Raw genomic sequence first — 18,907 nt, 5'->3', positions numbered from 1 at the left:
GATATGAACGACTCTCACGACGCGCGGTTGCGCGCCGACCAGGTCCGGCTCGGCTACAAGGGCCGCACGATCAGTGATCAACTCTCCGTGGACATCCCGGACGGCAAGTTCACCGTGATCATCGGCCCGAACGCCTGCGGCAAGTCGACGCTGCTGCGCGCGCTGGCCCGGCTGCTCGCCCCCGAATCCGGCACGGTGCTGCTCGACGGCAAGCCGGTGACCGACTATCCGGCCAAGGAGTTGGCCCGCCAGATCGGCCTGCTGCCGCAGGCTTCGACCGCGCCCGACGGCATCCGCGTCGCGGATCTCGTCGCACGCGGCCGCTATCCGCATCAGACGCTGCTGCGACAGTGGTCGCGCACCGATGAGGAGGCGGTCGCGGCGGCGATGGAAGCCACCGGCGTCGCCGAGTTGTCGGCGCGTCCGGTCGAGGAACTGTCGGGTGGTCAGCGGCAGCGGGTGTGGATCTCGATGGTGCTCGCCCAGCAGACGCCCATCATCCTGCTCGACGAGCCGACCACCTATCTCGATATCGCCTACCAGATCCAGCTGCTGGATCTGTGCCGCTCGCTCCATCGCGATTCGGGGCGAACGGTCGTCGCGGTCCTGCACGACCTCAACCATGCCTTCCGCTACGCCGACCACCTGATCGCCATGCGCGACGGGCGGGTCGTCGCCTGCGGGGAACCCGCCGAGATCGTCACCGCGGAACTGGTCAACGAGGTGTTCTCGCTGCGGTGCCGCATCGTCGACGACCCGGAAACCGGTACGCCACTGGTGATTCCGCTGGCGGAGAACGCCGCACAGGTGCACTGAGGTGGCCCGGCGCCACCGTCGCAAGAAATGAGGAATTCCCCGTCCATGTTCACCAACCGATCTTCGGGCAGGCTCCGCGCCGCCCTCGCCCTGCTGGTTCTCGCGCTGGTCGCGGTGCTCACCGCGTGCGGCGACTCGTCCTCCGACGCCGCCGGCACCGGCCCGCGTGAGGTGGCCTCGGCGAAGGGCCCCGTCAAGGTGCCCGCCGCCCCGCAGCGCATCGTCGTGCTCAACGGCAATCTGGCCGGCTATCTCTACGACCTCGAGGCCACGGTCGTCGCGGCGGATCCGCGCCTGCTCGGTGTCCCGAACAAGCCGGGCGAGTTCCCCACCGGCTGGGCCGAGGACGCGAAGAAGCAGGGCACGCAGGCCGTGCCGTCCGGCGAGAACATCAACCTCGAGTTCATCGCCGCGCAGCGCCCCGATCTGATCATCGGCGGCGGCCAGGGCTATCCGGGCCAGCAGTCGGTCAACGCCTACGACCAGCTCAGCGCGATCGCCCCGACGGTGCTGTTGCCGACCGAGACCACCTACTGGCAGGACCAGCTGCGGTTCATCGCCACCACGGTCGACAAGCCCGCCAAGGTCGACACCCTGATCGCGAACTACCAGGCCAAGCTGGCCGAGGCCAAGAGCAAGATCAAGGCGCCCGCCGGCGCGACCGCGGTCATGCAGTCGATCAAGAGCCAGAAGCCGACCCTCTTCGTGCCGAGCGCCGCGCTGCCCACCCTGCTCGCCGAGGTCGGTTTCACCCTGGACACCGCGGTGGAGGCCAAGGCGGGCAACCCCGCCAAGGAGCAGAGCGCCGACTTCATCAGCTTCAGCCCCGAACTGCTGAACACCGTGATCGATGCGCCCGTGCTGTTCACCATTCCGCTCAGCGGCGGTCGTTCGCTCGAGGAACTGCGCGCCGACCCGATGTACGCGACGCTGCCTGCGTTCGTGGGGAACAAGGTCTTCGAACTGCCCGCCACCAGCTCGCGGCCCGACTACCGCACCGTCATGACCACCCTCGATCTGCTCGTGGAACGCTTCCAGTGAGCGCCCCAGGCGGACTGCTCATCGACCTCAGCCCGCTGCGGGCCTCGCGCCCGTTCCGGTGCGCGTTCGCGGCGCGGCTGGTGTCGGTGCTCGGCATCGGGCTGCTCATGGTGGCTCTGCCGCTGCAGGTCTATCAGCTGACCGGCTCGAGTGTGCAGGTCGCCGGGGTCGCCACCACGACCGCGGCGGCCCTGTTCGTCGGCAGTCTCGCCGGCGGTGTGGTCGCCGACCGGTACGACCGCCGCACGGTGATCCAATGGTCGCGCAGCGCAGCGGGTATCGGATTCCTGCTGCTCGGGGTGAACGCCGTACTGCCGGATCCGTTCCTGTCCGCCATCTATCTCGCCGCCGTCATCGACGGCCTCGCGGGCGGGGTGAGCGGTTCGGCGCTGATGGCCATGGTTCCGGTGCTGGTCGGCCGCGAGAAGGTGGCGGCCGCGGGCGCACTGGTCTCGCTGACCACCGATCTCGGCACGATGCTCACCCCGGCGATCGCCGGTCTGCTCGTCGCGAAAACCGGTGTGGCCACGGCCTATTTCCTCTGCGCTCTCGCGACCACCGCGACCGTGGGGCTGATCACCGCGATCGGACCGTCGCCGCCACCGCAGCGCGACCTGCAGAATCCGGTGCGCGAGCTGGCGGCGGGCATCGCCTTCGCGGTGCGCCACGAATCCATCCGGCTCATCCTGCTGACCGGCCTGATCGGGATGCTCGTCAGCGGACCACTGGTGCTGCTCCCCGCCTTCGCCGATGTCGAACTCGACGCGGGGCCGGGCACCCTCGGCCTGCTCTACGCGGCGCCCGGTGCCGGTGCGGTGCTCGGCACGCTGACCAGCGGCTGGATGAGCCGCGTCAATACCGGTCTGGCACTGCTGGTCTCGCTGGCGCTGATGCCGATCGGCGTCATCGCGGCCGGGCTGTGGTCGCACGCGGCGCTGGTGTTCCTCGGACTGGCCGGGTTCGGCCTGGCCAGGGCGGTGAACATGGTGCTGCGCTACGCCATGCTGCAGCAGGCGGCGCCCGACCACATGCGTGGGCGCATGTCGGGTCTGCTGATGGTGCAGTCGGTCGCGGGTACCGCGGTCGGTTCGATGGTGGCCGGTGTCGTCGGCCAGATGTTCGCTCCCGGAAGCGCGCTCGTGCTCTACGGCGTCGCGGTTCTGGTACTCACCGGCCTGATGGCGCTCGTCGCCGGGCCGCTGCACAGAAAGGAACAAGGGTGAAGGATCGCAGTGCCTACGCCGACAACATCGCCGAGGTGCTCGCCGGCGAGCACTACGCCAAGGTTCCGTACCCGATCGGCCTGCAGGAAGTGGAGGTGTTGCGGGTCGTCCCCGTCGGCGCGGCGCTGCGGCGGATCACCTTCGGCGGCCCGGACATCGCCGAGTTCCACAGCTATGTGCCGGATGAGCATGTGCGCCTGATCTTCCCTGGCGAGGACGGCGTGATCCGGCTGCCCAAGCTCGAGGGCACGATGCTCGAGTGGGGTAACCCGCGACCGATCTCGCGTGAGTACACCGTGCGCCGCCACAGCGTCGAAGACGGCGAACTCGACATCGATTTCGTCATCCATCCCGGTGGCCTCGCCTCCGATTGGGCGGCTTCGGTCACCCCGGGCACCAAGGTGCACATCGCCGGTCCGCCCGGCGGCGTCGTCATCCCGGAGACCTACGACGACTATCTGCTCGCCGGTGACATCACCGCGCTGCCCGCCATCGCCCGCTGGCTCGAGCGCATGCCGCGCGAGACCACCGGCTGGGCGTTCATCGAGGTAGCAGGGCCCGCGGAGGAGATCCCGCTCGACCGACCCGTCGGCGTCACCGTGCGCTGGCTGCACCGCGGCGAGCTGGAGCCGGGCACCAGCGACATCCTCGAGCAGGCCGTGCGCGAGGTGGAAGTGCCCGCCGGACACCGCGTCTACGCGTGGGTGGCGGGCGAGGCGGGCTGCCTGCGCGGGGTCCGCAAGATCATCCGCAACGACCTGGGCATCGGCCCCAAGGATTCTTTCATCGCCGGCTACTGGAAGCGCGGCGTCGCCGACTTCGATCGAGAGGATTGACAGATGACCGACGAACAGGTGATCGGTGACGTGGCCACAGCGCTGGGTGTCGACCCGGCCGAACTGACCGCGCAGACCGATCTGCTCGATGCCGGGCTCGATTCGGTGCGCATCATGTCGCTGGTGGAGAAATGGCGGTCGGCGGGACATGCGGATATCGACTTCCCCACGCTCGCGGGCGATCCCGTCCTCGGGTCCTGGATCGAACTGCTGGCCTGAGCCGCGGGGTGGCGTGCCAGGCACGCCACCCCCGGCTGGTTCAGTTCCCGTGCGCGCCGTCGGCCAGCAGCTGCCGCAGCTCCTTGCGGCTGGTCTTGCCGACGCCGGTCTCGGGGAACTGGTCGACCACGACCACCGCGTCGGGCATCTTCCAGGCCGCGACCCCGCGACCGCGCACGAACGAGCGCACCGCGGTCAGGGTGGGCCGCTGCGCCGGGTCGACGGGCTGGACGAACGCGCAGATGCGCTGGCCGAGAACGGGATCGGGAGTGCCGACGATCACCGCGTCGCGCACATCGGGGTGCTCGAGCAGGTGCGCCTCGAGCTCCTCGGCCGAGACCTTCTCCCCGCCGCGGTTCACCCAGTCACCGGCCCGGCCCGCGACCACCAGATTGCCGTCGGGCCGCACCGAGACGATGTCGCCGGTGCGGTACCAGCCGTCGGCGGTGAAGCTGCGGGCATCGGCCTCGGGATTGTCGTAGTAGCCGCGAATCGTGTACGGGCCCTGGGTGATCAGATTGCCCTGCGCGCCCGGAGCCACCTCGTCGCCGTTGTCGTCGACGACGGCGATCTGGTCGAACTCCGACATCGGCCGCCCCTGGGTGCTCACCACCACGTCGATCGGATCGTCGAGCCGCGTGTAGCAGACCAGGCCCTCGGCCATCCCGAACACCTGCTGCAGGGTGACGCCGAGCGCGGGCCCGATCCGGCGGGCCAGTTCGTCCTGGCAGCGCGCGCCACCCACCTGGAGCACCCGCAGGCTGGACAGATCCGGCGTCTCGCCCGCTTCCGCGCGCTCGGTCCACAGTCGCGCCAGGGGCGGCACCAGGCCGGTGATGGTGACGCCGAACCGCTCGATCAGCGGGAAGGCCGTCGCCGGCGTGGGATCGGGCGTCATCGCCACCGCGCCACCGGCCCACAGCGCGCCGAGAATCCCCGGCGAGCTCATCGGGAAGTTGTGGGCGACCGGCAGTGTCGCGAGATAGACCGTGTCGCTGTCGAGTGCGCAGATCTCGGCGCTGCGGCGCACGCTGTAGAGGTAGTCGTCGTGGGTGCGGGCGATGAGCTTCGGGATGCCGGTACTGCCACCCGACAGTTGCAGAAACGCGACATCGCCGGACTTCGGGCCCGGCAAATCCGCTGGCTCGTCACGGAATTCGGCGATGTCATGGGTCCCGTCCGGCGCCGTCTGCCCCGCGTCGAGGACGAGCAGGACGTGCCGCAGGCTGGGCACCTCGGCGCGCACCGACTCCGCCAGTGCGGCGTAGTCGAAGCGCTGATGGGTCGCGCTGGTGATCATCGCGGTCGCCGCGGCGGCCCTGGCGATCGGCACCAGCTCGGCGGCGCGGTGCGCGGGCAGGCAGAACACCGGCAGGGCGCCGAGTTCGAACAGCGCGAAGATCACCTCGACGAATTCGGCGCGGTTGGGCAGCTGCACCAGCACCCGGTCGCCGGGCGTGATCCCGAGCCGCGCCAAGCCGGTGGCGAGCGAGCGCGACCGGTGGTGGAGTTCGGCGTAGGTCCAGCGGCCCACGGTGTCGAGGACCGCGGTCCGATCCGGTGCGGCGGCGGCGCGCGCGGCGAGGACATCGCCGAATGTCTCACCAGCCCAGAGGTTTTGGCTTCGGTAGCGTTGCGCCAGGTCAGCGGGCCACCGCGTGTAGCCGGGGAGTACGGGTTCGGTCAAGTCGTGCACCTCTTTCCAGCGGGCATTCCGGTATCGCCGCCCGAGGTTATGAGGGAAGCTAACCAAATGGCGGCAGATTCAGGTTAGGCTAACCTCATGTTGAATGGGGATTCCAGTGCGCGGATCGTCGTCGTCACCGGCGCCGCCGGGGGTATCGGGGCCGCGATCGCCGCGCGTTTCGTGGCCGAGGACCGCGTGGTCTCGCTGTGGGACCTCGATCCGGCGGTGCACGAGACCGCCGCGGCCATCGCCGCGACTACGGCGCACCCCCGCGCACTCGACGATGCGGTCCACCGCGGAAGCGCCAGGGCGGCAACAGTATCCGGACACGGTGCCGCCGTGCACGGGGTGACCGTCGACATCACCGATGCCGACGCCGTGCGCGCGGCCTTCGACCGGCTCACCGCCGAGCACGGCACCGTCGAGGTGCTGGTGCACGCCGCGGGCGTCATGGTCGGCGGCACCGCACTCGAGCTCACCCCGGCGGACTGGACCCGCTGCCTCACCGTGAACGCCACCGGAACCATGCTCGTCACCCAGCGCGCCGCGACCGACATGGCCGCCGCGGGCAGCGGATCGATCGTCGTGGTCTCCTCCAATGCCGCTGCCGCGCCCCGGGTCGGGATGGCCGCCTACGGCGCCGCCAAGGCCGCCGCCACCGCGTTCACCCGATCGCTCGCCCTGCAGGTCGCTCCGCTGGGCGTGCGGGTCAATCTGGTGTCCCCCGGTTCCACCGACACGGCCATGCTGCGCGACATGTTCGGCGGCACACCACTCGACGATGCCGCCGAGACCGCGCTGCTCGACGGCGATCCCGCCGCCTACCGGCTCGGAATCCCGTTGCGCCGCATCGCCGCTCCCGCCGACATCGCGTCGGCCGTCCACTTCCTGGCGTCCGACGGCGCCCGCCACATCACCATGCATGACCTGCGGGTCGACGGTGGCGCAACGCTAGATATGTGACCGAAAGGGTGATCACCATCAGTACCGACAGTTCAGACCCCGCTTTCGTACTGTCCCGTCCGCAACGGACCGTCTCCGCGTCCGCGGGCGGGACGATCTTCCGGTCGGCGCACGACGCGGTGACCGCGCTGCGCAGCGGGCGGATCAGCCACATCGTCGGCGCACTGCCCTTCACCCCCGGCGCGCCGACGGCGCTGTGGGCGCCGGACTCGGTGACCGTCACCGACTCGCCGCACCCGCCCCGGCCGCACGTCACGGTGCCCCGGTTCGAGCTCGACGAAGCGGTGCCCGCGCCGGAGGAACACCAGCGTCGCGTCGCCACCGCCGTCGAGCTGCTCGGCAGTCCCACGCATCCGGTGCGCAAAGTCGTGCTGGCCAGGGCACTGCGCGCGGTCGCGGCGAACCCTGTTCGAGCGCTGGACATCCTGGACCTGATGGTCGCCTCCGACCCGCTGTCGAACGGTTTCCTGGTCGACCTCTCCGCCGCCGGTGGGCGTTATCCCGGTCGACATCTCGTCGGGTCCAGCCCGGAGATCCTGGTGCGCCGCATCGGCAAAGAGGTACTGAGTCATCCGCTGGCAGGCTCCGCCCGCCGCGTTCTCGATGATGCCGAGGCGGACCGCCGTGCCGCCGATACCCTGCTCACCTCGGCCAAGGACCACGCCGAACACCGCTACGTCGTCGACCAGGTCGCCGCCGTACTGAGCGACAGGTGCGCCGAAGTCGACACTCCCGCACCGCAACTCACCTCAACACCCGCGATGTGGCACCTCGGCACACCGATCTCGGCGACCGTGCCCCTCGCCGGGCCGTCCGCGCTGGAGCTCGCCGTGGCACTGCACCCGACGCCAGCGATCTGCGGCACTCCGACCGGCGCGGCGGCGCGCCTGATCGCCGAACTCGAAGGCGAGCGCGGCTTCTACGCGGGCGCGGTCGGCTGGTGCGATGCCGACGGCAACGGCGAGTGGATGGTCAGCATCCGCTGCGCCGAACTGTCCGCCGACGGCACCACCCTGCTCGCGCACGCGGGCGGCGGAATCGTCGCCGCCTCCGATCCGGCCGCCGAACTGGCCGAGACCACCGGCAAATTCCAGCGCATCCTCGGTCCGCTCGGTATCGCGGATCTGCCTGTCACCGTCGGCTGACGCCGACTTTCCACCCGAACGAGAGACCGTCATGCCTATCCCCCCGATCGCGCCCTATCCGATGCCCGGTGCCGACGAGTTCACCGCCGACCAGGTCGACTGGACCGCCGAACCCGGGCGCTGCGCGCTGCTGATCCACGACATGCAGCAGTACTTCCTCGACGCCTACGACCTGTATCGCGATCCAGCCCGCACCCTGATCGCGAACATCGCCCGGCTGCGCGACCGCTGCCACGAGCTCGACATCCCGGTGATCTACACGATGCAGCCCGGCAACCAGCATCCGTCCCGGCGCGGCATTCTCGCCGACTTCTGGGGCAGCGGCATGGCCGAGGGCGCCGACACCCAGGTCATCAACGCCCTCTCCCCCGAATCGCAGGACATCCAGGTCACCAAGTGGCGCTACTCGGCGTTCCAGCGCACCGACCTGCGCGAGCTGCTCGGCTACTACCAGCGTGACCAGCTCCTGGTCACCGGGGTCTACACGCACATGGGCTGCATGCTCAGTGCCGCCGAGGCGTTCATGGGCGACGTGCGCCCGTTCCTCGTCCACGACGCGACCGCGGACTTCAGCCGCGAAGAACACGTGATGGCGCTGAACTATGTCGCCCGGCGATGCGGTGCGGTCACCGGCACCGACGAGCTGCTGCGTCAGCTCGACCCTGCCCGGATCGAAGCCGACGCCTGACCCGCCCGCGTGACGCGGGACATAATCTGCCATTGAAAGTAAAGTTAGGCTCACCTACGTTCGCCTCCCTCCTGCTGGGGCTCATCGAGCCCGGCCGGCACGAGGGAGGCGTCGGGGAACGTTGATGTGGAGGAGTTGCTGTGGGCTCGGTGGAACGGGACGACGTAGGCGCCGAACATCCCGGATTGCCGCTCACCGGAGCGCAACTCGGCATCTGGAACGCCCAGCGCCTCGACCCCGACTCGCTGAGCTACATGGTCGGCGAGGTGCTCGAGATCTCCGGCCCCGAACCCATCGATGTGGCATTGCTGGACATCGCGATTCGCCGCACGATCGCCGAATCCGACACCATGCGACTGCGTTTCGACGACACGGCCGACGGACCGTGCCAGCGGATCACCGAACTGGAACCCGAACTGCGGCCGCTGGTCGATCTGCGCGGCGCGACCGACCCGGTCGCGGCCGCGCACCGGCTGGTCGCGGCCGAACGGGAACGCTCCGCCACGTATTGCCGGGCCATGGTCGACCGGCAGCTCTACACCTATACCCTGCTGCGCCTCACCGACAACGATGTGTGGTGCATCCAGCTCTACCACCACCTGATCATCGACGGCTACAGCGCGGCCATGGTGTCGCGCCGGGTCGCCGCCCACTACACCGCGCTCCGTCGCGGCGGCGAAGTGCCGCGCCTGCGGTGGGGCTCGATCGAGACGCTCGTCGCCGAGGACCTGGAATACCGTGCGAGCCAGGCACATCAGCACGACCGCGACTACTGGCGGGACCGGCTCACGCCGCTGCCACCGCTGGACGGACGCGGCCGCGCGCCCGAGGGCGTGGTCGAGCAGACCCACGAGGCGCGCGCCGTCCTCGACGCCGATCTCGTGGCACGCGTCAAGGCGGCGGCCACGGCGGCAGGCATCACCTGGGCCGATGTGCTCGTCGCCGGATACGTGGGATTCGTGCACCGGTTGCTCGGCGAGACCGATGTGGTCATCGCGCTGCCGGTGATGGCGCGCGTCGGCAAGACGGCCCTCACCACCCCGTCCATGGCGGTCAACGTGCTGCCGCTGCGGATTTCGGTATCCAGCGCCGATCGCCTCGGCGAGCTCGGGAAACGAGTGGCCGACGCACTGCGGGAGGTCCGCGCCCACCAGCGATTCCGCGGTGAGGACCTGGCCCGCGAATTCGGCGGCGCGCAGACCGGAGCGCTGCTGCACGGCATCGGCATCAACCTCAAGGCCTTCGACTTCGCCCTCGATTTCGACGGCGCCACCGGCACTCTGCGCAATGTCGCCGGTGGCCCGCCCGAAGATCTCGGCTTGACCGTCACCCCGCTGTCGGAGGACCGGATCCAGCTCGGCTTCGAGGTCGACGCCCGATCGCTGGACGCCGCGACGGCACGGCGGCGGATGGACGCGCTGGTCGCGCTGATCACCGAACTGGTCGACGCGGCGGACAAGCCCATCGGCGCGATCACCTTGTACCCCACCGAGATCGGCGGCCACATCGCTGTCGATCGGGCCGGTGCCGCACTGCCCGGTCGCCCCGAGGACGCGGTCGAGGTCTTCGGCCGCATGGTCGCGGCGCGGCCGGACGACATCGTGCTCGTCGACGGAGCCAACCAGCTCACCGCCGCCGACCTGGGCGCCCGGGTGCACCGGTTGGCGCGGTACCTGCGCGGCCGGGGCGTAGGCCCGGAAGACATCGTCGGCATCGCACTGCCACGCACGGTGGACCTCGTCGTCGCCCTGCTCGCGGTGCGGCACGCGGGCGCGGCGTATCTGATCCTCGACATCGGGTATCCAGCCCAGCGCCTCGCCGACATCGTCGACGACGCCGCACCGATAGTGATCCTCACCGACGACGCGGTCGCGAACACGGTGTTTGCCGACCGATGCGAGTCGCTGATCACCGACAATGCCACGGACGTCGAGCCCACCGATCGTCCGCTGAACCCGATCACCGACAAGGGCGCGAACGAGGCGCCCGCCACTTCATCCGAGGCGTTGATCCCGCTCGCCGACGAGCCTGCGGACGTGGTGTCCGCAGATCGGTCGGCCACGCCGAGTGACGCCGAGCGTGCGCATCGACCCTGTGCGTTGATCCGGCTGTCGGACAGCGGGATTCGGGAATCCATCGGCGGCTTCGCGAGCGGCCCACTGACCGCCGCCGAACTCGCCGCCCCGCGCTCGGCCGCGCATCTGGCCTACGTCGTGTACACCTCGGGATCCACCGGAAAGCCCAAGGGCGTGCAGATCTCCTGCGGAGCGATGGCCCAGCTGCTGCACCACCACCGGTCGACCGTCTACGCCGACACCGCCGAGCGCGCGGGCGGGCGGCAGCTGCACATCGCGCACACCTACTCCTTCTCCTTCGACGCCGCACTGGACCAGTTGCTGTGGCTGTGGTGCGGGCACCGGATCCATCTGTACGACACCGACATTCAGAAGGACGCCGCCGCGCAGGTCGCCGCGTTCGGCGCCGATCACATCGATGTCGTCGACACCACCCCGTCGATGGCGACCGCCCTGATCGACAACGGGCTGCTCGGCAGCGCGCACCGTCCCGAGCTGCTGCTGCTCGGTGGCGAGGCGACCCCGCCCGCCCTGTGGTCGGTCATCGTCGCGTCGAAGGTGGCCGCCCGCAATATGTACGGCCCGACGGAGGCCACCGTCGACGCGCTCAGCGCGCCGGTGGCAGGCGCGCAACCGCACGTGGGCGGTCCGCTCGCCGGTACCCGTGCCTATCTGCTCGACGGTGCGCTGCAACTCGTCCCCGATGGCGAGATCGGCGAACTGTATTTGGCCGGACCGCAATTGGCCCGCGGCTACCTCGGACGCGTCGCCGTGACCGCCGAGCGGTTCGTCGCCGATCCGTTCGCGGCGGGCGAGCGCATGTACCGCACCGGCGACCGCGCGCGCTGGCTACCCGGCCACGGCTACGACTACCTCGGCCGCGCCGACCAGCAGATCAAGGTGCGCGGCTATCGCGTGGAGCTGGGCGAGGTCGAAGCGTCGCTCGGCGCACTGCCCGGCGTGGCCGCCGCGGCCGCCACGATCCGCAGGTCCGGCGACAGCACCCGATTGGTCGGCTACCTGGTCCCCGAGGCGGGCCGCACCCTCGACGCCGACCAGCTGCGCCACCGGTTGACCACCCTGGTGCCCGATCACCTGGTGCCCTCGGCGCTCGTAGTGCTCGACGCCCTGCCGACCACCGTCAACGGCAAACTCGACCGCGCGGCCTTACCCGCACCTCAGCTGACCTCGACCGGACGGCCGCCCCGCACCGAGCAGGAACGGGCACTGTGCGGTGTGGTCGCCGACGTCCTCGGCGTGCCCCAGGTCAACGCCACCGACGACTTCTTCGGACTCGGCGGCGACAGCATCACCGCGATCGGCGTGAGCAGCCGCCTGCGCGCACTCGGCTGGGAAGTTCAGCCGAAAACACTGCTGGCTCAACGCGATCTGGCCTCCATCGCCGCCGCGTCCCAGGTCGTCGACCGACAGGCCGACACCCCGGCCCCGGACGAGGCGACCGGCGCCGTCCCGGCCCCGCCCATGGTGGGCGCACTGCTCGAGCCGAACCCGACCCGCTCGGCCATCGCCGGCTACGCCCAATGGACCGCCCTGACCCTGAACGAAGACCTCACACTCGACCACCTGACCACCGGCCTGCAAACCCTGCTCGACCGCCACGATGCCCTGCGCCTGATCCTCCACGAATCGGACCGGCTGGAAATCGCGGGCACCGGTACGGTGCGAGCCTCGGACCTGGTCCGCGAGCTGTCGTTCGACGCGCCACGTCCGAGCCATGCGCTGATCGAGTCGGTGGCGACCGGACTGGCCGCGGAATTGGATCCCGCTGCGGGTGTCGAGATACGCGCGGCGCTGGTGCGCACCGCACCGGAGGTTGCCGATCGGTTGGTCCTGGTGGCCAACCACCTGGTGGTGGACGGTGTTTCGTGGCGCATCCTGGTGCCCGAGCTGTACGCGGCGTGCGCGGCGGCACGTGACGGACGTCCGGTGCGACTGTCGGCCAAGGGGAGTTCGTGGCGGCGGTTCGCCACCCTGCTCGCCGAGGCGGGCGCTGCGGGCGATCATCGCCCGGAACTGGCGCACTGGGAAGGCGCGCTCGGCGACGGCGCGGTCGCGACCCTCGGGGAACGACCGCTCGACCATGCCGTTGATCTCGTCGAGAGCGCGGACCGGACACGGACTTTCGCCGATGCGGCGGTTTCCGAAGCGCTGCTCACCACACTTCCCGCGGCCTATCGGGCCAAGACCGACGAGGTGTTGCTCGCGGCTCTCATGCTGGCCCTCAACGCCTGGCGGCACGAGCGTGGCGAAGCGCTCGAGGCGGGCAGGCCTGTCACGGTCGAGGGACACGGGCGCGAAGCCCTGCGTGCCGATACCGATTTCGCCGGCACCGTCGGCTGGTTCACCAGCGAGTTCCCGGTGTGGACACCGGCGACCGGCATCGACGACCCGGACGGGCTCGCCGACGCCATGGCCGGTGGTGCGGCGGCCGGACGGCTGTTGCGGGCGGTCAAGGAAGCCAAGCGGGCCGTCCCCGGCAACGGGGTCGGGTACGGCGTGCTGCGCAGGCTCGATCCGGAGACCGCGGCGCGATTCACCGGGCGGCGCGCACCCGAGGTGCTGCTCAACTACCTCGGCCGCTTCGGCGGCGGTAGTGCCCTCGGCTGGAGCCTGCCCGAACACGACCCGTTCGCGGTGACGGAGCCGCCGGAAAAGGCGCTCACGGAAGTGCTTTCGCTCAACGTCTTCGTGCACGAACCAACCACCGGGCAGCCGGGTGCTCCCCGGCTCGCCGTGGAGTGGACCGCGGCGAGCCGGATTCTCGGTGCGCACCAGGTCGCGGAAATCCAGCGGCACTTCGCATTCGCGCTGGAGGCGTTCGCCGCGCACGCGGTGCTGTTCCCCGGCGGGCTCACGCCGTCGGACGCCCCCGGCATCTCCGTCGCCCAGGAGACCATCGACGCGCTGGAAGCCGCGCACGGCCCGCTGGCCGAGCTGCTGCCGCTGTCGCCCTTGCAGGAGGGGCTGCTGTTCCATGCGATTCGCGATGGCGCCGACGATGTCTACACCCTGAGCGCCCGCGTCGACCTGCACGGGCCACTGGACGGTCCACGGTTGTCGGCGGCTTTCGACACCGTCGTCGGCAGGCACCCGACCATGGCCGCGGCCTTCCACTACGAGGGCCTCGACCAGCCGGTGCAGGCGGTCCCCCGGGCAGTCGGCATGCCGTGGCGTGAGGTCGATCTGTCCGGGTTGCCGCTGCGCGCCGCGCGGGCCGCCGCCGACCGGCTGGAAACCGAGGCGACCCGGCACCGGTTCACGGTGGACCGGTCACCGATGTTGCGCGCCACGTTGATTCGCATGCCGGGTGACGCGCACCGCCTCGTGCTCAATACCCATCACCTGGTGATCGACGGCTGGTCGACCCCGATCGTGTTGCGCGAGGTGCTGGCCGCCTACCACGGCGACGAGCTGCCCTCGCCCGCCTCCTACAGCGACTACCTGGCCTGGATCGGCACCCGTGACCGCGCGGCCGTCCGCGCGGCCTGGTCGCGGCGACTGGCCGGATTCGCAGTGCCGACGCTGGTACGCACCGAGACCTCCCGCGAGCGTGAGTTCCGGCAGTGGCAGGTTCCGCTACCCGAATCGCTGTCCACGGCGCTGGCCGAGCTCGGCCGCCGTCGTGGCCTGACGATGAACACCCTCGTGCAGGGCACCTGGGCGCTGGTGCTCGCCGCGCTCACCGGACGCGCCGACGTCGCGTTCGGCGCGACCGTCTCCGGTCGGCCCGCCGAACTGCCTGGCGTGGCGGGCATGGTCGGACTGTTCGCCAACACCGTGCCGGTGCGCTGCGCCTTCGACACGGATCGCACGCTGCTCGAACAGTGGGCCGATCTGCAGGAAAGCCAGTTCGCCATGCAGGAGTTCGACTACGCGGGACTCGCGGAGATCGAACGGATCGCGGGCATCGGTACCCTCTTCGACACCCTGGTCGCCTTCGAGAATTTCCCGAATTCCGGTGCCGGGCAGCCGGAGTCGCACGAGCTGCGCCGCGGTGAGTTCCACAACCACGGCAACACGCACTATCCGATGACCTTGATCGCCCCGCCTGGTGACCGACTGGAACTGGTGATCTGGTACGACCGCGCCGCCGTCCACGACACCACGCTCGCCCGGATCTCCGATCGAATCGGCGCGATCCTGGCAGCCATCACCGCCACGGCAGAAGTCCGCCCCGAGGCCTTCCTCGAGCCGCTCGCGCCGTCCACTGCCGTTTGGCCGACGCCGACTACCGCGCCGACCACGGCACAGCCGGACCCGCGCGGTGCGACCTTGGCCGAGTGGGGCACCGCCGTCGATCCCACGGCACCGGCTATTACGGCCGAGGGCGTCACGATCGACTTCCGGGAATTCGATGCCAGGGCGAATCGCCTGGCTCGATGGCTCATCTCGCGCGGGGTCGGACCCGAAACCGTGGTGGCCGTGGCCATGCCGCGCACCATCGATTCGGTCGTCACGGCACACGCCGTCTGCCGAGCCGGTGGCGTATACCTTCCGGTGGACCCGGAGCAGCCCGCGCAGCGCGTCGAGAAGATACTCGACACTGCCGCTCCCGCCCTGGTTCTGTACTCGCTGGACGACGCGGACACCAGCGGATTCGCCGATGCGGAGCTCACCGATGCTGACCGGCGCGCGCCGCTGCGCCCCGCCAACACCGCGTGCCTGCTGTTCACCTCCGGCTCCACCGGTGTGCCCAAGGGCGTGAGCCTCTCGCACGCCGCGATCATCTCCACGTTCGAGTGGCTGCAACGCGAATGCCGCTTCGGTCCTGGCGACACGATGCTCTTCCGCACGCCGCCGATCTTCGACGCCTCGCTCATGGAGATGTTCCTGCCGCTGCATGTCGGCGCCCGGATCGTGCTGACCCGGCCCGGCGGTCACCGCGATCCCTACTATCAGGCGCGGCTCATGAGCGCTGAGCGGGTGACCGCGATGTGGATGACCACCTCCATGCTGACCGTGCTCGTTGAAGAGGCCGACCTGTCGGGGTGCGCTGATCTGCGCTGCGTACTCACCGGCGGTGAGGTGCTGCCGCCCGCGACGGCGCACCGCATGCGCGCACTGACCGGAACCGCCGTCTACAACTTCTACGGCCCCACCGAGGCCGCGATCGGCTTCACCTTCCACGAGACCGTCGATGCCGACACCGCGTCGGTCCCGGTCGGCGCACCCGCCGATGCCGTCCGCATCCTCGACGACCAGCTGCGGCCGGTCCCCGAGGGAACCATCGGCGAGCTCTACATGACCGGTGCCCGGCTGGCGCGCGGCTATCTGGCCCGTCCCGATCTGAGCGCCGCTGCCTTCGTCGCCGACCCGTTCGGGAACGGCGAAAGGATGTACCGCACCGGCGATCTGGTGACACTGAATCCGCACGGTGAACTCGAGTACGTCGGCCGCACCGACAGCCAGGTGAAGCTGCGCGGCCAGCGAATCGAACTGGGCGACATCGAATCGGCCCTGCTCACGTGTGCCGGTGTGGCTCACGCGGTGGTGCTGCTGCGCGAGGACACACCCGGTGACCAGCGCCTGGTCGCCTATCTCATCGCCAAGTCCGGAATCACGCTCGACACCGGCGCGGTGCGCGAGCAGCTGCGAACGGCGTTGCCCGCGTACATGATTCCCGCCGCCTTCGTGGTGCTGGATCACATTCCGCGCACCGCGACCGAGAAGATCGCCCGGCAGGAGCTGCCCGCGCCGGAATCCGTGGCGATCACCGCCGTCGATGCGCGCCCGGGAACTGTTCCCGGACCCGCGACGGTCGGCACGGCGCACGCCGAGCCCGGCGCCACCGCGCTGGACGGCGAGCTGCTCGACATCATTCGCGAGGCCATGGCAGCCGTCCTGTCGGTCGCCGAGATCGGCGCGGACGACGACTTCTTCGACAAGGGCGGGCATTCGCTGCTCGCGGTGCGGCTGGTCGGCCGCTTGACCCGCGTCGACCTGCCGGTGGTCCTCGACGACGTCTTCTCCGCGACCACGCCGCGTGCGCTCGCGGCGCGCATCAGCGCGGTCGATCCCAGCGCACCGCGACCGACGGACGGTCTGGCCAGTCTGGGCCGCCGCCTCGATCCGGTGCTGGAGCTGCGCACCGGGGGATCGGTCCCACCGCTGTTCTGCATCCACCAAATCGGCGGCACCGCTTGGAAATACGCTCCACTGGCCCGGCTGCTGCGCGCCGAGCGACCGATCATCGGCCTGCAGATGCCCCAGCTCACCGAGCCGGACAAGCAGACACGCACGCTCGACGATCTGGCCCGGTTCTACCTGGCCGCCGTCCGCCGCATCCAGCCGCAAGGCCCGTACCACCTGCTCGGCTACTCGCTGGGCGGCAACCTCGCCCACGCGATGGCCGCCATCCTGGAGGCCGAGGGCGAGCAGGTCGGCTATGTGGGTCTGCTCGACTCGCATCCGCTGTCGAACCTGACCGATCGGGCCGCCGCGACCCTGGCCGACCCGTCCGGGATGGACGCGCTGCTGCCCGAGATCGCCGAGTACGCACCGGAATTGGCGGCGGTGGTACGCAATGCCGCGACCGAGCTGCTGCGCATGGTCACCCGGTCCGAGTCCCCCAGCTACCGCGGCCCGATGGCCCTGTACTGCGCGGACAACGGCCTCGAACCCGAACGCGTGCACGCGCAGCTGACCGGCTGGCAGGCCGCGGGCGCGCAGCTGGTCGTCCGGCGACTTCCCTACACCCACAACGACATCGCGATGCCGACCGGCTGGATCGAGGTCGCCGCGCTGCTCGACGCGGATCCCGCGATCCGCACCTGAACTTCCACCTGGATAGAAAGAAGGAAAACACTCCCATGTCAGCGCACCGAATGACGGCACGCATGCGTGCCGCCGTCGCACTCCTGATCGTCGCGGTGACCGCGACGGCAGTGGGCTGCGGCACCGCCACCTCCGATCAGGCGGCCGACACCGGCACTCGCCAGGTGGAAACCGCCAAGGGCCCGGTCACCGTCCCCGCCGACCCGCAGCGCATCGTGGTCCTCAACGGCGCGCTCGCCGGCTACCTGTTCGACCTGGACGCCAAGGTGAAAGCCGCCGATCCGCGCATTCTCGGGGTCACGCTCGCGCCCGGTGAGTTCCCCGCCTCGTGGGCCGCGGACGCCAAGGAGCAGGGCACCGTGGCGGTGCCCTCCGGTGACGACCTGAACCTGGAGTTCATCGCCGCGCAGAAGCCGGACCTGATCATCGGCGGCGGACCTGGCTGGCCGGGACAGCAGACGATCAAGAACTACGACAAGCTCGCCGCCGTCGCCCCCACCGCGCTGGTGGCGTCCGACCTGGCCAACTGGCAGGACCAGTTGAAGGCGGTAGCCGACTTCGTGAACCGTCCCGAGAAGGTGGACGGCATGATCACCGCGTACACCGACAAGGTCGCGAAGGTGAAGTCCGGTCTGAAGCTGCCGCAGGGCGCGGCGGCGGTGTGGCAGTCACAGGCGGACGGCAAGCCCATCCTGCTCGCCCCGAACACCCCGCTGGCCACGCTGCTCACCGACGTCGGCATCACCATCGACGACAAGATCGAAGCGAAGGCAGGCAACCCGCCCCGGGCCGCGGCAGGCGACTGGGTAACCTTCAGCCCCGAACTGGTGAGCACCGTCGTCGACGCTCCGGTGCTGTTCGTGATCAAGCTCGACGGCGGCCGCGACATCGCCCAGCTGAAGCAGGATCCGGCGATGGCCATGCTGCCCGCCTTCCAGAAGGGCCAGCTCTACGAGCTGCCCGCGACCGCCAAGCGCCCGGACTACCGGGAGGCCATGGCCACCCTCGACCTGCTGGCACAGCGCTTCAAGTGACCTAAGCACGCACCACCATCACCCCGTTCGCCGGAAATCGGCGGGCGGGGTGATCGCGTTTCGGCGGCACCGTGACAGCGCAGTCATTCCCATGGATCGATGACAGCCACGCCGGTCGCCCGGAAGGCCGTATCGCGGATCGCGAAGCTCATTCCGGCGGGCGCCCTCCGGCATGGCGGCCAGGCCGGTCGGGGACCTTGCGCATGGAGTGACGCTGGCACAACGCAAGGGGCCCTTGCCGTTCGTGGTGAACGGCAAGGGCCCCTTTGGTCGTGCGTCTTTACAGTGCCTTCAGTTCCTCGGTGACCGCACCGACGGACTTCTTGGCGTCGCCGAACAGCATGGAGGTGTGGTCGGCGTAGAACAGCGGGTTGTCGATGCCGGC

12 protein-coding genes are annotated in these 18,907 nt (G+C 70.0%); 10 read left to right on the top strand and 2 right to left on the bottom strand.

The genetic code is table 11. The features are described from left to right. Positions 1–3 precede the first annotated feature (3 nt). From ACWF9G_RS25830 to ACWF9G_RS25810, 5 genes are read left to right on the top strand one after another with little or no spacing between them, the layout of a single operon-like run. The gene (locus ACWF9G_RS25830; protein ID WP_452518441.1) at positions 4–816 is read left to right on the top strand and encodes an ABC transporter ATP-binding protein; all 813 of its coding nucleotides are present in this window, start codon (positions 4–6) and stop codon (positions 814–816) included. A 27-nt stretch (positions 817–843) separates the two neighbouring features. Next, positions 844–1,857 carry an ABC transporter substrate-binding protein gene (locus ACWF9G_RS25825; RefSeq protein ID WP_452518439.1) on the top strand — a complete coding sequence of 338 codons (1,014 nt, stop codon included), beginning with the start codon at positions 844–846 and terminating at the stop codon, positions 1,855–1,857. Continuing rightward, a complete protein-coding gene (entS, locus tag ACWF9G_RS25820; protein WP_452518438.1) occupies positions 1,854–3,080 on the top strand; it encodes an enterobactin transporter EntS in 1,227 nt (408 codons plus the stop codon). The genes ACWF9G_RS25825 and entS overlap by 4 nt, the downstream gene beginning before the upstream one ends. Then, positions 3,077–3,916, top strand: a complete 840-nt coding sequence (locus ACWF9G_RS25815) for a siderophore-interacting protein (RefSeq protein WP_452518436.1) — start codon at positions 3,077–3,079, stop codon at positions 3,914–3,916. Before entS ends, ACWF9G_RS25815 begins: the two co-directional genes overlap by 4 nt. Positions 3,917–3,919: 3 nt before the next feature. After that, entirely contained in the window at positions 3,920–4,135 is a 216-nt protein-coding gene (locus ACWF9G_RS25810) for a phosphopantetheine-binding protein (protein ID WP_379308885.1), read from the top strand. A 40-nt stretch (positions 4,136–4,175) separates the two neighbouring features. Here the strand turns inward: ACWF9G_RS25810 and ACWF9G_RS25805 are convergent, their stop codons facing one another. Beyond that, positions 4,176–5,831 (bottom strand): (2,3-dihydroxybenzoyl)adenylate synthase, encoded by a 1,656-nt coding sequence (locus tag ACWF9G_RS25805; RefSeq protein ID WP_452518434.1) that lies wholly within the window; start codon positions 5,829–5,831, stop codon positions 4,176–4,178. A gap of 87 nt (positions 5,832–5,918) precedes the next feature. On the opposite strand from ACWF9G_RS25805, the gene ACWF9G_RS25800 reads away from it, so the two are divergent. The 5 genes from ACWF9G_RS25800 (at position 5,919) to ACWF9G_RS25780 (ending at position 18,522) form a co-directional block, all read left to right on the top strand. After that, positions 5,919–6,785, top strand: a complete 867-nt coding sequence (locus ACWF9G_RS25800) for an SDR family oxidoreductase (RefSeq protein ID WP_452518432.1) — start codon at positions 5,919–5,921, stop codon at positions 6,783–6,785. Beyond that, complete coding sequence (locus ACWF9G_RS25795; protein WP_452518430.1) at positions 6,782–7,930, top strand: isochorismate synthase; 1,149 nt, start codon at positions 6,782–6,784, stop codon at positions 7,928–7,930. Before ACWF9G_RS25800 ends, ACWF9G_RS25795 begins: the two co-directional genes overlap by 4 nt. 31 nt (positions 7,931–7,961) lie before the next feature. Then, entirely contained in the window at positions 7,962–8,618 is a 657-nt protein-coding gene (locus ACWF9G_RS25790; RefSeq protein ID WP_379309352.1) for an isochorismatase family protein, read from the top strand. A gap of 140 nt (positions 8,619–8,758) precedes the next feature. Further along, positions 8,759–17,488, top strand: a complete 8,730-nt coding sequence (locus tag ACWF9G_RS25785) for an amino acid adenylation domain-containing protein (protein ID WP_452518428.1) — start codon at positions 8,759–8,761, stop codon at positions 17,486–17,488. Positions 17,489–17,523: 35 nt separating this feature from the next. Further along, positions 17,524–18,522: an ABC transporter substrate-binding protein gene (locus ACWF9G_RS25780; RefSeq protein ID WP_379309354.1), complete on the top strand. Its 999-nt coding sequence runs from the start codon at positions 17,524–17,526 to the stop codon at positions 18,520–18,522. A gap of 280 nt (positions 18,523–18,802) precedes the next feature. Here ACWF9G_RS25780 and ACWF9G_RS25775 read toward each other — a convergent pair. Continuing rightward, positions 18,803–18,907 (bottom strand): NAD(P)(+) transhydrogenase (Re/Si-specific) subunit beta (locus ACWF9G_RS25775; RefSeq protein WP_449871014.1); only part of this gene is annotated, 105 nt, incomplete at its 5' end.

It is taken from the genome of Nocardia sp. NPDC055029, from assembly GCF_053608525.1.
This window is presented reverse-complemented; position numbering and strand designations above follow the sequence as displayed.

Bases quoted from the DNA above. Each gene is read 5' to 3' on its own strand.
- ACWF9G_RS25800 (WP_452518432.1), top strand. From the start codon at position 5,919: ATGTTGAATGGGGATTCCAGTGCGCGGATCGTCGTCGTCACCGGCGCC.
- ACWF9G_RS25780 (WP_379309354.1), top strand. From the start codon at position 17,524: ATGTCAGCGCACCGAATGACGGCACGCATGCGTGCCGCCGTCGCACTC.
- ACWF9G_RS25830 (WP_452518441.1), top strand. From the start codon at position 4: ATGAACGACTCTCACGACGCGCGGTTGCGCGCCGACCAGGTCCGGCTC.
- ACWF9G_RS25825 (WP_452518439.1), top strand. From the start codon at position 844: ATGAGGAATTCCCCGTCCATGTTCACCAACCGATCTTCGGGCAGGCTC.
- ACWF9G_RS25810 (WP_379308885.1), top strand. From the start codon at position 3,920: ATGACCGACGAACAGGTGATCGGTGACGTGGCCACAGCGCTGGGTGTC.
- ACWF9G_RS25790 (WP_379309352.1), top strand. From the start codon at position 7,962: ATGCCTATCCCCCCGATCGCGCCCTATCCGATGCCCGGTGCCGACGAG.